Origin of the sequence: Tabrizicola flagellatus (genome assembly GCF_008271465.1) — a bacterium.
In the GTDB taxonomy this organism is placed as follows: Bacteria; Pseudomonadota; Alphaproteobacteria; order Rhodobacterales; family Rhodobacteraceae; genus Tabrizicola; species Tabrizicola flagellata.
In genome coordinates, this window is record NZ_VMDU01000005.1 from 197,254 (window position 1) to 210,877 (window position 13,624).

11 protein-coding genes are annotated in these 13,624 nt (G+C 67.5%); 2 read left to right on the forward strand and 9 right to left on the reverse strand.

Annotated elements, in window-relative coordinates:
- Positions 1–19: 19 nt before the first annotated feature.
- On the reverse strand, positions 20–619 hold the full coding sequence (locus FL625_RS10060) for a LolA family protein (protein WP_149588531.1): 600 nt from the start codon (positions 617–619) through the stop codon (positions 20–22).
- 138 nt (positions 620–757) lie between these two features.
- On the opposite strand from FL625_RS10060, the gene FL625_RS10065 reads away from it, so the two are divergent.
- A complete protein-coding gene (locus tag FL625_RS10065) occupies positions 758–2,176 on the forward strand; it encodes a D-amino acid dehydrogenase (protein WP_268815773.1) in 1,419 nt (472 codons plus the stop codon).
- Positions 2,177–2,323: 147 nt separating this feature from the next.
- Positions 2,324–3,148: an acyltransferase family protein gene (locus tag FL625_RS10070; protein WP_149588533.1), complete on the forward strand. Its 825-nt coding sequence runs from the start codon at positions 2,324–2,326 to the stop codon at positions 3,146–3,148.
- A 25-nt stretch (positions 3,149–3,173) separates the two neighbouring features.
- Here FL625_RS10070 and FL625_RS10075 read toward each other — a convergent pair whose 3' ends face one another.
- The 8 genes from FL625_RS10075 to FL625_RS10110 form a co-directional block, all read right to left on the reverse strand.
- Positions 3,174–4,940, reverse strand: a complete 1,767-nt coding sequence (locus FL625_RS10075) for an IlvD/Edd family dehydratase (protein WP_149588534.1) — start codon at positions 4,938–4,940, stop codon at positions 3,174–3,176.
- Positions 4,937–6,097 carry a fumarylacetoacetate hydrolase family protein gene (locus FL625_RS10080; RefSeq protein WP_149588535.1) on the reverse strand — a complete coding sequence of 387 codons (1,161 nt, stop codon included), beginning with the start codon at positions 6,095–6,097 and terminating at the stop codon, positions 4,937–4,939. Before FL625_RS10080 ends, FL625_RS10075 begins: the two co-directional genes overlap by 4 nt.
- Positions 6,098–6,109: 12 nt before the next feature.
- Positions 6,110–7,048: an ABC transporter permease gene (locus FL625_RS10085; protein WP_149588536.1), complete on the reverse strand. Its 939-nt coding sequence runs from the start codon at positions 7,046–7,048 to the stop codon at positions 6,110–6,112.
- Positions 7,045–8,079 carry an ABC transporter permease gene (locus FL625_RS10090; RefSeq protein ID WP_149588537.1) on the reverse strand — a complete coding sequence of 345 codons (1,035 nt, stop codon included), beginning with the start codon at positions 8,077–8,079 and terminating at the stop codon, positions 7,045–7,047. The genes FL625_RS10085 and FL625_RS10090 overlap by 4 nt, the downstream gene beginning before the upstream one ends.
- Entirely contained in the window at positions 8,076–9,584 is a 1,509-nt protein-coding gene (locus FL625_RS10095) for a sugar ABC transporter ATP-binding protein (RefSeq protein ID WP_149588538.1), read from the reverse strand. Before FL625_RS10095 ends, FL625_RS10090 begins: the two co-directional genes overlap by 4 nt.
- A 60-nt stretch (positions 9,585–9,644) precedes the next feature.
- On the reverse strand, positions 9,645–10,775 hold the full coding sequence (locus FL625_RS10100) for a sugar ABC transporter substrate-binding protein (protein WP_149588539.1): 1,131 nt from the start codon (positions 10,773–10,775) through the stop codon (positions 9,645–9,647).
- 88 nt (positions 10,776–10,863) lie between these two features.
- Complete coding sequence (locus FL625_RS10105) at positions 10,864–11,589, reverse strand: FadR/GntR family transcriptional regulator (protein WP_149588540.1); 726 nt, start codon at positions 11,587–11,589, stop codon at positions 10,864–10,866.
- Between the two features lie 336 nt (positions 11,590–11,925).
- Entirely contained in the window at positions 11,926–13,404 is a 1,479-nt protein-coding gene (locus FL625_RS10110) for a serine/threonine-protein kinase (RefSeq protein ID WP_149588541.1), read from the reverse strand.
- Between the last annotated feature and the right edge of the window lie 220 nt (positions 13,405–13,624).

Consider the following 13,624-nt stretch of genomic DNA (forward strand, 5'->3'; position numbering starts at 1 on the left):
GTGCGGGGCGGGTCGCCGGTCAGTTCTTCCGCCTCGCCGTCTCGGCGGTGATGTCGAACAGGCTTGCGCGCATCTCGCCGCCCTTCTTCATCTCGCCCAGGATCACCGTGGTCTGCTGGCCCAGGTCGTCGGTGATGACCCATTGCCGCAGTTCCACCGGGTTCGACGTGAACACAAGTTCGATCGAGCCGTATTCCGGGTGTTCGGGATCCTGCGCCCTGACCCTGGTCGAGGTGCCGTCCTCGGTATGGCCCACGACCATCTTCGCGCGACCGAGGTCGATGTTCGCGGCGAGGATCAGGTTCAGCGGCGTGCGCTTCAGCGGGTATTGTTCCGGCGGCTGGTTCGACTTGGCGTCGAAGATCGCGACCTGCTGGCCGCCCGCGATCACCAGGCTGCGGTCGGGCGGGGCATATTCGAAGCGGACCCGACCGGGCCGCCGGATGTAGATCTTGCCGGTCGAGATCGTCCCGTCCGAGTTGATCTGGGTAAAGTCGGCCTCGACCGTAGTCAGCCCGTTCAGATACTCCGAAAGGGTGCGCAGCGGAATCTTCTCGGCCAGGGCCGGGAAGGGCAGCAGGAAGGCAAGCGGGGCCAGAAGGGCGGTGCGACGGTTCATGGCGCCGATATAGCCGCGAATGGGGCAGCGTGCACCCCCCCCTCGGCGGCAACTCGCCGGCACGTGGCAGCCTGTGATCCGGCGTGAGGGGCAATCCTTCGGAAGTTTCGCGGCGGCGCGGAACAATCTTCTGCCAAACTGCGCTATTGCAAAAGGAACTGCCACAAAAAATGCAAAAGGAGACAAAATTCGCTAAGAAGTGCCGAAGGCTCCGCAGTATCTGTATCCGAACGGAAAGCGGCGGAGTCGGTCATGAAAATCGTGGTGCTTGGCGCGGGCGTCATCGGGGTCACTTCGGCCTGGTATCTGGCCCGGGCTGGACATGAGGTGACCGTGATCGACCGCCAGCCCGCGGCGGCGCTCGAGACCTCCTTCGCCAACGCGGGCGAGATCAGCCCCGGCTATGCCTCGCCCTGGGCGGCGCCGGGCATCCCGCTCAAGGCGCTGAAGTGGATGTTCCAGGAACATGCGCCGCTGATCGTCCAGCCCCGGCCGGACTGGGCCAAGATCAGCTGGCTGGCGCGGATGCTGATGAACTGCACCACCTCGGCCTATGCGGTCAACAAGTCGCGCATGGTGCGGCTGGCCGAATACAGCCGCGACTGCCTGATCGAGTTGCGCTCCGAAACCGGGATTTCCTATGACGAACGCACGCAGGGCACGCTGCAGCTCTTCCGCACCGAAAAGCAGGTCGCGGCTGCCGAAAAGGACATCGCGGTACTGAAGGCCGATGGCGTGCCCTTCGAGGTGCTTGACGCCGATGCCTGCGTGAAGGCCGAACCCGGCCTTGCGGCCGCGCGCGGCAAGATTGCGGGCGGCCTGCGCCTGCCGGGGGACGAGACCGGCGACTGCTTCAAGTTCACGCAGAGCCTGGCCCGGATGGCCGAGACACAGGGCGTGACCTTCCGCCATGGCGTCAGCATCGACCGGCTCGAGGCCGAGGGCGACCGCATCGTCGCCGTCCACACCTCGGAAGGCCGGGTGACGGCCGATGCCTTCGTGGTGGCGCTGGGCTCCTATTCCCCGATGCTGGTGCGGGAATTCGGGATCAGGCTGCCGGTCTATCCGGTCAAGGGCTATTCGATCACCGTGCCGATCGTGGACGAGGCCCGCGCGCCGGTTTCCACCGTGATGGACGAGACCCACAAGATCGCGATCACCCGGCTGGGCGACCGGATCCGTGTCGGTGGCATGGCCGAGATCGCGGGCTTCGATCTGAGTCTGCGGTCGAAGCGCCAGGCAACCCTGACCCATTCGGTCGAGGACCTGTTCGGCGGCGCGGGCGACCAGAGCCGTGCCAGCTTCTGGTGCGGCCTGCGCCCGATGACGCCCGACGGGACGCCGATCATCGGCCGCTCGCCGATGGCGAACCTGTTCCTGAACACCGGGCACGGGACGCTTGGCTGGACCATGGCGGCCGGTTCGGGCCGGGTGCTGGCCGACATCGTCTCTGGCCGCCAGGCCGAGATCGACACCGCGGGCCTCGGCTATTCCCGCTATCTGCCGGCCCCGCGCGCGGCGCGTCAGCGGCTTGGCAAGACTGCCCTTCCCGCCTGACCTGCCCTCCGGCCGTCAGGCCTTTCTGGCACCGATCAGCCACAGCGGGCCGCAGAATATGCCCGCGGTCGCGCTCGACACGCTGGATTGCCGCCCCGTTTCCCTGCAAAGTGGCAGGATCGGGGGGAATGGACGGGGAAGGCGAGGGTGGAAGCGTCTCGGAACGGACTGACCGACTACGGCCTGTTTCTGGCCGTGCTCGGCATCGTCTGGTTCCATACCCAGGCTCCCGGCTACCGCGTCGCCTACATCGCCCTGCCGTTCTTCCTGGTCCTGTTGTCGGTGCCGTCCAGTTCCAGCCTGGGCACACAGGCAAAGAGGCTGCTGGTCCCGTTCCTGACCTGGTCACTCGTCTTTGCCATGCTGAACACCGCGCTTTCGCTCAAGAACAACGATCCGCCCTTCGACTGGTGGCGCTGGCACATGGTTCTGTCGGGCACCTGGGTTCATCTCTGGTTCCTGCCCTTCGCCTTCGTTGCGACGACGTTATCGCCTTGGCTTCGCCACCCGCTGGCCTCGCTGGGGGCGGCGATCCTGTTCGCCACGCTGGTCGTGCTGAACGGCTCGCCCGAGTCGAGGCCTTTCGGGCTGTGGGCCTTCGGGGTGATCCCGGTTCTGACGAGCATCGCTTTCTTCTCCTGGGGCTGGCGCCTGGCTGTGACGACGCTGGGGCTCAGCATGCTGATCCTGTTCCTCGGCGCCCCGTCGCCGGACAACATCGTCATTCTGGTCGGCACCGGCCTTGCGTTGCTGTTGCTGTCCCATCACCTGCCGGCAACCGCCGTGTCCGACTGGTGCGCGCGCCTGTCGCTCTGGATCTACCTTTCGCATCCCCTGGTCATCATCGTCGGTCAGTCCCTGCGGATCACCTACATCGAGCTTGGCCTCTTTTCGCTGGCCTTCAGCGTCATCTTCGCCCAGGTGATCGAGACCCTCGTCCAGGCGTCTCGCAAGGGCCGGCTGGAGTTCTAGGTCCAGTCCTTAGCCGGCCGATCGGTCAGTGGTTGTGGCGCGGCAAGCGGCTGGCGACCCTGTGCAAGCCCTTTGCCGAGACCAGTCCGGCCCCCTCGGACAGCGGGCGGACCTCGCGCCGGTAGATGCGCTGCCAGGGCGTCTCGCTCTCGCGCAGGGCGGGCGCGCCTTCGGCCTTGCGGCGGGCGATCTCTGCCTCGTCCACCAGCGCGTCGCAGCGCCCGGCGGCCAGGTCGATGCGGAGGATGTCGCCGGTCCGCAGCCATGCAAGCCCGCCCCCGACCGCGCTTTCGGGCGAGGCATGGACGATCGAGGGGCTGGCCGAAGTGCCCGACTGCCGCCCGTCGCCGATGGTGGGCAGGCTGGTGATGCCGCGCCGGATCAGCGCGTCCGGGGGCTGCATGTTCACCACCTCGGCCGAGCCGGGCCAGCCGACCGGCCCCGCGCCGCGGATCACCAGGATGCAGGTCTCGTCGATCTCCAGCGCGGGGTCGTTTATCCGCGCATGGTAGTCCTCGGCCCCGTCGAAGACCACGGCGCGGCCCTCGAACCGGCCCTCCTGCCCGGGGGTGGACAGGTAACGCGCGCGGAACTCGTCCGAAATGACGCTGGTCTTCATGATGGCGAAGTCGAACAGGTTGCCGCGCAGCACCTGGAATCCTGCGCGGTCCTTCAGCGGCTGCGCCCAGGAGCGGATCACCTCGCGGTCCGTGGCCGCACAGCCTTCCAGGTTCCGGGCGACCGTCTGGCCGGTGACGGTGAGGCAGTCGCCGTCCAGCCGCCCGGCGGCCAGCAGTTCGTGCATCACCGCAGGCACCCCGCCCGCCCGGTGGAACCTTTCGCCCAGGAAGCGCCCGGCCGGCTGCACATCGGCCAGAAGCGGGACGTCATGACCATGGACCTGCCAGTCCTCGGGGTGCAGCTCCGCTCCGGCCGCCTCGGCGATGGCCGCCAGATGCGGCTGGGCGTTGGTGGACCCACCCAGGGCAGAGTTCACCCGGATCGCGTTCAGGAAAGCGGCGCGGGTCAGGATCGCCGAGGGCCGCAGGTCCTCATGCACGATCTCCACCGCGCGGCGGCCGGTGCGATAGGCCATCTGCCCACGCTCGCGGTAGGCCGCCGGGATCGCGGCGCAGCCGGTCAGCGACATGCCCAGCGCCTCGGCCATCGCGTTCATGGTCGAGGCCGTGCCCATCGTGTTGCAGTGCCCGACCGAGGGCGCGCTGTCGAGGGCGGCTTGCAGGAACTCCTCGCGCGTGATCTCTCCGGCCGCGTATTTCTGCCGGCATTGCCAGATCACCGTCCCCGACCCCGCCAGTTCCCCGCGCGAATGGCTGTCGAGCATCGGGCCGCCCGACAGCACGATGGCCGGCAGGTCCACCGTCGCGGCCGCCATCAGCGCGGCAGGGGTGGTCTTGTCGCAGCCCGTGGTCAGGACCACGCCGTCAAGCGGATAGCCGTACAGGATCTCCACCAGCCCCAGATAGGCCAGGTTCCGGTCCAGCGCGGCGGTCGGACGGCGGCAGTTCTCGAAGATCGGGTGCATGGGAAACTCGATCGGGATGCCGCCCGCATCGCGGATGCCGTCCTTCACCCGCGCCGCCAGATCCAGATGGTGCCGGTTGCAGGGCGACAGGTCGCTGCCCGACTGGGCGATGCCGATGATCGGGCGGCCCGTCCGCAGTTCCTCGGGCGTCAGGCCGTAGTTCATGAACCGCTCGAGATAGAGCGCGGCCATGTCGATGTGGTCGGGGTTGTCGAACCAGTCCTGGCTGCGCAACCGGCGGGTCACAGCACGCCCCGCCGGGCCAGGTTCTCCATCAGCGCACGGGTGCCGAAGGTCCAGGGCGCGATTTCGTCGCAGGGACGCACCGTATTGACCAGCTTGCCCAGGGGGGCAGAGCCGATGGTCACCCGGTCACCGGCATGGTGGGTAAAGCCCTGACCCGGCGCATCGCGGTCCTTGGTCGGCGCGAACATCGTGCCGAGATAAAGGACGAAACCGTCGGGATACTGATGGCTGCGGTTCAGCGTCTGGGCCGCGATCTCCTCGGGCGGGCGCGAGATCTGGCCCATGTCGGAATGGTCCTGAAGCAGGAACCCGTCCTCGCCCCGGATCTCCAGATCGACGCGCAGGGTCCTGACCGTCTCCAGCGTGAAGCGGTCGTCGAACAGGCGGAAGAACGGCCCGATGGCGGCCGATGCGTTGTTGTCCTTGGCCTTGCCGAGGAGAAGGGCCGACCGTCCCTCGACATCGCGCAGGTTCACGTCGTTGCCCAGCGTGGCACCGCAGATGCGGCCCCGGCTGTTGACCGCCAGCACCACCTCCGGCTCCGGGTTGTTCCACGAGGATTTCGGATGGACGCCGATCTCGGCCCCGCAGCCGACGGCGGCCATCGGCGGGGCCTTGGTGAAGACCTCGGCATCCGGGCCGATGCCGACCTCCAGATATTGCGACCACATGCCCGCCGCTTGCAGCCTCGCCTTCACCGCCGCCGCGGCCTCGGACCCGGGCTGCACCCCGCGCAAGCTGCCGCCCAGGATGCCCGCGAGTTCGTTCCGGATCGCCTCGGCCCGGGCCGGGTCGCCCTTGGCGCGTTCCTCGATCACCCGCTCGATCATCGACCCCGCAAAGGTCACCCCCGCCGCCTTGATCGCCTGCAGGTCGCAAGGCGCCAGAAGCCGCCCATGTCGCCCGGTGCCGTCGCCCAGGTTCAGAAAGGCGTCCAGCGGGCCGATGTGCGGATGGTCCGCCGCCAGCGCCGCGGCCAGGTCGTCGCGCTCCAGCAGGCCCGACAGGGTGGGCGATAGCGCGGTCAGGTCGTGAAGCTCGCCCTCACGGCAGAGGACCGGGCAGGGCCCGCCCGCCGCGTCGGACCAGACCCGGCCAACCAGCAGGGCCTCGGGGTCCTCAGGCAGGATGTCGGCGGCGGAAAGGTGCAGCGGCATGGTATCTCCCAGTCATCCGGTTTCGCGTTGGCCCCGGCCATAGATCAGCAGCATGGCGATGATGACCACGCCATAGATGATCTGCCGCAGCGCCTCGGGCATCTGCATGATCGACAGGACGGAGTTCAAGAGCACGATCAGGATCACCCCGATCAGCGTGCCGGCATAGCGCCCGGACCCGCCCAGCACATTGGTCCCGCCCAGTACCACGGCGGCGATGGCGGGCAGGAGGTAGGCGTTGCCCATCCCCTGATAGGCCTTGGCGGAATAGCCCGCCAGCAGCACCCCCGCCAGCGCCGCACACAGCGACGAGGCGACGAAGGCTCCGATGATGACCGGCCGGATGCGGATGCCCGACAGGTAGGCCGCCCGCTCGCGCGTGCCGATGGCGTAAAGCGCCCGGCCGAAGGTGGTCCGGGCCAGCAGGAAGGCGATCAGGATCGACACGCCGGCCCAGGCATACAGCGCCAGCGGGATGCCGAGGAAACGGCCCTTGGCCAGCGTCAACATCAGCGGTGTCGCCTGATCCTGCGGGGCGAAGCCCCCGGTCTGCGCGACCGTGACGCCGCGCAGCACGGTGTCCATCCCCAGGGTGAAGATCATCGAGGGCACGCGCAGCACCGCCGTCCCCGCCCCATTGACCAGCCCGACCGCCAGCCCGAAGGCCAGCGCCGCCGGAATGGCCCAGGGCCCGCCGACCGCCGTCGCGATCATCGCCGCCCCGGTCAGCGTGGCCGGGATCGACAGGTCGATGTGGCCGGTCAGGATCACCAGCATCAGCCCCGCCGCGCAGATGCCCAGGAACGACCCGATCTGCAGCTGTTGCAAGAGGTAGGTCGGCTGCAACAACGGCATCGTGCCCGAGGTGCTCAGCATGTAGCCCGTGCCGATCAGAAGGATCACCAGCGTGAACCCGGCAGCGATGACCAGCGGCTTGTCCTCGGTCTTCATCGGAACAGCTCCAGCCGGTTCTTCACCGCGAAGGTCCGCCAGGCCCCGGCGCTGACGGCAAGCAGCAGCACCAGCCCCTCGATCAGCGGCTGCAACAGCGGCTCGATATCCAGGATGCGGAAATAGAACGAGATCACCCGCAGGATCAGCGCCCCGATGATGGAGGCAATGGCCCCCCCGATCCCGCCCGCCAGCGCCGTCCCGCCCAGCACCACGGCGGCGATGGAGTTCAGCGTATAGGCCCCCGCCTGCACCGTGTCGGCATTGCCGGTCGAGGTCTGCAAGGCGAGGTAAAGCCCCGCGCAGGCCGAAAAGAACCCGGCCAGCGTGAAGGCAGCGAGTTTCGCCCGGTTGATCGGCAGGCCCGAGACATAGGCCGCCCCCTCGGCCGACCCGATGGCATAGACCGTGCGGCCGGTGACCGTGCGCTTGAAGGGCAGCCAGACCAGCAGGGCCACGCCGAACAGCAGGACCAGCGGCATCGGGATATCGGCGAAGGGCCGGATCCACCAGGCCTCGCCGCCGCCCGCGATCCCGTAGGTATCGGCCAGGTCCCAGACCGTGTTGGTCATCGCCCAGCTGAGGTCGCCATCCACATTCCCCCCCGGCTGCGGCCGCAGAATGAGTGCAAGACCGATGGCGATGGCCCCCGTCGCCAGCGTTGCGATGATCGGTTGCAGGCGGCCATGGACTACGATCAGCCCGTTCATCAGGCCAAAGGCGGTGCCCGTGGCCAGCACGGCAAGGATGCCCATCGAAATCTCCAGCCCCGATCCGGTCAGGAGGTAGGACGCCACGCAGGCCGACAGCGTCATCACCGCGCCGACCGACAGGTCGAGGCCGCGCATCAGCACCGGCACGGTCTGGGCCATGGCGACGAAGGCGATGGCCACGGCCTCGTTGGCGTTCTGCACGAAGACCGCGCTGGAAAAGCCGCGCGGATGCAGAAGGTTGTAGGTGACGAACAGCGCCGCGAACAGCGCCAGCGCCCCGGCGAAGGCCCGGTTCTGCGCGATCAGCCGGCCCATCATGCCGCCGTCCCGATGTTCAGCGAGGCGCCGACGATGGCCTCTTCGCTGATCGCATCGCCTTCCAGCTCCCGCACCACCCGGCCGTCATAGAGGACCAGCACCCGATCCGCGCAGCCGATCAGCTCGGCATAGTCCGAGGAATAGAACAGGATCGATTTCCCCCCGTCGGCCAGGTCGCGCATCATGCGGAAGATCTCCTGCTTGGTGCCCACGTCGATGCCCCGCGTCGGATCGTTCATCAGGATGATGTCGGGGTCGGTCATCAGCCACTTGGCGATGACCACCTTCTGCTGGTTCCCGCCCGACAGCGTGCGCACCGGGTCGGACGGGTGACCCAACTTGATCTGCAACCGGGCGATCCCGTCCTTGACCGCCGCCTCCAGCCGCGCGGGGTCGATCACGCCTGACCGCCCGATCCGGTCGAAGGCGGCCGTCACCAGGTTGTCGGCGATGGACAGGGGCAGCATGAGCCCTTCGGTCTTGCGGTCCTCGGGGATCAGCGCCACGCGGGGCTCGCCCGACTTGGCCGCAATGGGAGATGACGGCAGGCGGCGCCCGCCCAGGTCCACCCGGCCGCGCACGCCCTTCAACACGCCGAACAGCGCCAAGAGCAGCTCCTTCTGCCCCTGACCGTCAAGACCGCCGACGCCGAGGATCTCGCCCTTGCCCAGGGTCAGCGAGACGCCCTTCAGCGCGTCTTCCCACTCCATCCCCTCCACCTTCAGCACCGGCGGCCGCGCGGTGGGCGCGGGTTTGGGCGGATACTTCGCCGTCACTTCCCGCCCGATCATCAGGCGCACGATCTCGGCATCCGTGCGTTCGCCCTTGGCGAAGGTCTCGATATGGCGGCCGTTGCGGAAGACCGACAGCCGGTCGCACAGGGCCTCGACCTCGTTCATGCGGTGGCTGATGAACAGCACCGTCACCCCCTCGGCCTTCAGCCGGCCCAGAAGGTCATAGACCGTCTGCACATCCTCGGCGGTCAGGGCCGAGGTCGCCTCGTCCAGGATCAGCACCCGGGGATCGCGCCCCAGCGCCTTGGCGATTTCCACCATCTGCCGGCGCGACAGCGACAGGTCGCGGACCATCATCCGCGGGTCCAGATCCTCGCACCGCACCCTGGCCAGCAGCTCCTCGGCCCGCCGCAGCTGCGCCTTGCGGTCGATCAGCCCCATCCGGCGCGGCGGTGCGGCGATGCTGATGTTGTCGGCCACCGACAGGTCCGGGATCAGCGACAGTTCCTGGAACATGCAGACCACGCCCTCTGCCGTCGCCGCCGAGGGTGAGGCAAAGCGCACCGGCTGCCCGTCAAGCCGCATCTCGCCCGCATCGGGCTGGACGACGCCCGAGATGATCTTGATCAGCGTCGATTTCCCGGCGCCGTTCTCGCCCAGGATCCCATGGACCGACCCGCGATGCGCGGCGAAGTCCACGCCCTCCAGGGCGCGGATCCCGGCATAGGATTTCGTGATACCGCGCAGGGCGATGATCGGAGCATCGGTCATGGTTCGTCCCGGCAGAAAGGGGCGGCCCTCAGCAGGGAGCACCGGGGACCGCCCGCACCTTCAGTTCACGTCGCTTTCGTCCTTGGCCATGATGGCCGGGCCCGAGATGTTCACGCCGCAGGGCGGGAACTCGTTGACCGTGAAGAAGTTGTCCGGCAGGTCGGACCAGAAGTTCTTGCCGTCCTCCAGGGTGGTGTAGTCGGCCACCGGCAGCGGGACCGAGATCAGCTGCGGCATCGGGTTGCCCTCCAGCGCCGAGATGGCGGCCTTCATGGCGATGGCAACCAGGCCGGGCGACTGGCCGATGGAAATGCCCTTGAGCCCCGCGTCACGGTATTCGGCGATGGCCTTGCGGAACCCGTTCTCGGATTCGCCCGCGATCGGCACCCAGGGGTGCCCGGCATCCTTCAGCGCCTGCACCACCCCGTTCGAGCCGCCCTGCGCCACCACGGCCACGAACTGGCCATGCACGGCGATGGCGTCGGCCACCACCTTCTGCGTGGTCCCGTCATCCCAGTTGCCGACGACCGAGATCATCTCCCAGTTGCCGCCGTCCGCGGCAAAGACCTCGTTGATCCCCTGCGAACGGTCGCGGTCCACCGAGTTGCCGGGCAGGCCGCGAACCTCCAGCACCTTGCCGCCGGTGACACCGGCCGCCTTCAGCTCCTTCAGGACGAATTCGGCCCAGGTCCGGCCCATGGCCAGCTGGTCCTCGTTCACCTGCATCACGGCGTCGGTGTCCAGGACGTTGTCGAAGGGCACCAGCACCACGTTGTTCTTGTCGGCCAGCCGGATCACCCGGTCGAACCCGTCGGGCGCCACGGCGATCGTGACGATGGCGTCATAGCCCTGGTTGATGAAATCCTCGATGGCCCCCAGCTGTGCGGGCGCATCGGTGCCGGTCGAGACCACCTTGAACTCGGCGATCTTGTCCTTGATGGCCGGATCCTCGGCATAGGCCTTGGCGGTCTTGATCATCTGGATCCGCCAGGTGTTGCCGACAAAACCGTTGACGATGGCGATCTTGTAGGGGCCTTCCTTGGCGGGCCATTGCATGTACTTCGTGTCCGCCGACCAGGGCGCGAAGCATTCCGGCTCGGCACCGGGGCCCGAGACGATCTCGGGTCCTGCCCAGGCGGCAGTAGACAGCAGCGATGTCAGCAAGGCGACGGCTGCAAGCTTGTGTTTCATGATGTCCTCCCAGATCATTGCGTGTCAGTGACTTTGGGGCTTCGCCCTTCTGGTGTTGCCTGGCCCGGCTTCGGGCATCCCGGTTTGGTTACCCGTCCTCGAAGGTCCAAAGGCCGGCCCGCAGATGCGTGCGCATCAGGTATTGGAAGGCCAGCGCGTCGCGCCGTTCGGCCGCGTCAAGGATCGCCTCGTGTTCGCGGAAGGTCTCGCCCTCGATCGTGCGCCGGGTCTTGCCGCGCTGCATGATCCGCAGGATCACCGGGGTCATGATCCGGTAGATGTCGAGGATCGACTTGTTGCCGATGATCGACACCAGCCTGGTGTGAAAGCGCAGGTCGTGCTCGGATGCCTCGATCACGCTTTTCGCCCGCACCATCTCGCGGTTGATCTCGCGCAGATCCGACAGGTCGGATGGCTGGATAGCCGCGAATATCTGGGTGACCGATCCGGTCTCGATCAGCTCGCGGAAGCCCTGGATGTCGTCGAAGGTCTGGCGCGAGATCTCCGTCACGTTGAACGAGAACAGGTCGAAGGCCCGGTTCATCCGCTGATCGACGATGGTCGCGCCCACCTTGGGCCGCACCTCGACCACGCCGAAGGCCTTCAGCATCCGCATCGCCTCGCGCACCGTGTTGCGGCTGGAGGCGAAGCGTTCGCAAAGCTCGCGTTCCGTGGGCAGCTTGTCGCCGACCTTCAGGCCGCCCTCGACGATCATCTGCCGGATCTGCGCCAGCACCGCATCGACCGCCGACCCGCTGGCCCGGGCAATCTCGTCGGCGGCACCGGGGAAGGAGGTCTCGCGATCCGGGATCATGGGAACGACTCATTTGTTGGTCCAGATTTCATCCTTTTGGGCAAATAGAGTCAATCTGAATCCTGTGAGCAGCCCAAAGCATCACACTTGGCAGGACAAATAGGTGCGGCCCCGGCCAGCACCTTGTGCCGGAAAAGGCAATATCCCGGAACTCCGACGCCAGGTTGTCCGTCTGTCGGGCAAGCCACCGGTGATCTTGCCAGGCCCCTGCGGCCCGAAGCACCCCATGGGTCTCGCCGGGCCGGCGTCCCGGCCGCGGTCAGAATGTTGCACCCTGCCCGAAGGAAAACCGGCGCCGCCTGGGCAGCGCCGGCAAGGTGGGGAGAGGAAGGTCGTCTAAAGCCGGATGGCCTGGGCGACGCGGCGCACCTGCATGCGGGCGAGGGCCGGATTGGCCTCTTCCCGGTCAAGGGTCACGCAGACATGCACATGCGGCGACTTGTCCAGCGGGCGCACGAGGTGCAGCTTGTCCATGCGCGTGATCTGGATGTCCTCGACGGCGTCGCCCGGCTCAATCGCCTGCAGTGCCTGCAGGTTGGCCCGGGCAACCGCCACCAGGGCAAGCGCTGCGGCGTCCGACTCTGCGGTCCCGCCTTCGCTGGTCATCACCGATCCCGTCAGCCCGTCGATCAGCCAGCCGCCACGGAAGCCGCTGATCCGACGCAGACCGGACAGATCGACAGCGGCGACCCGCGTCGTCGGGCGCCGCTGTCGCAACGGAATCGGCGCGCGCAGCGGGATGGGTTCGGCGGCAACCGGAACAGCCGCGGCGGGCGCCACCGGCGAGATCGCGGGAGCCCGAGCGGCTACCGCACCGGGCGCAGGAACGGGCGCAGGAATGGGCGCAGGCACCACCCGGCGCACCAGCACCACCTTGCGGTCGGCCCTGGTCTCGGGCTGGGGCATGGCCTTCAGCCAGTCGGCGGCCGACTGGAAGCGCGCCGCCGGCATCACCGCCATCGCCTTGTCGATTGCCTCCAGGAAACCTGCCGGATAACCCGCGACGTTGCCGGCCAGCGGCTTGCAGGGATCGCCCCGCTTTTCCGCCAGCGCCGAAAGCCTGGCCTGGCAGTTCACCGGGGCCACGCCGGAAACGGCGTGATACAGCGATGCCGCCAGCGCGTAGATGTCGCTCCACGGCCCGCTGTTGCCGCCCGCAGTATACAGCTCATGCGGCGAATAGCCGTCCTTGACCACGCTCAGGCCCGAGTATTTCGGCATCGCACCCGCCGCCGTGCGCCGCGAGGCGCCGAAGTCGATCAGCACCGGCTCTCCCGCCGGGGTGACGAAGATGTTGTCCGGCGCGATGTCGCAATGCAGCAGCTGGTTGTCGTGGATATAGGCCACGGCCGCGACCAGCTTTCCCGCCATCCGCACGATCGTCGCCGGCGTCAGGTCGGCGCGCCTTTCCTCGATGATCTCCAGAAGGTCATGACCCTGGATGTAGTCCAGCACCATGTAGGCGGTGTCGTTCTCCTCGAAAACCTGGTGCACGCCGACGATGTTGGGGTGCCGCAACCGGGCCAGGCTCTGCGCCTCATGCAGGAAGCTGCGCACCAGTTTCGACAGATGCTCGCGCGAGCCCATCGACCGCGCCCGGACGCGGGTCTGCGCCCGGCGGCAGAAGGTCGAGGAAAAGCATTCCTTGATCACCACCTCGCGGCCCAGGCTGTCCTGGGCCAGGTAGGTGATGCCGAACCCGCCCGAGTTGATGAAGCGGGTGATCCGGTAGGCGCCATGGAACAAGGTCGTGCCGGGCAGAAGCTCGTCGCCCAGATCGGTCCGTGCAAGGAGGTCGGAAGTATCGAGTGCCATGATGCGAAGCCAAGCCCCTTCCCCAAAAGACGCTTCAGGCGATGCCAGGCCAGTGCAGCGATTCTCTGGCGAGACGTCTGCCTCAGTTACAACCAGAAGTTGTGTCCCGATTCGGGCGCGATTGAGGCTGCTTTATGGCGAAATCGCCGCAATGCTTAAGATCCCGGCCGGGGCGGTCCGGATTCGACACTTCGCGCCGCAGTCCGAAGCAGATTGCCGA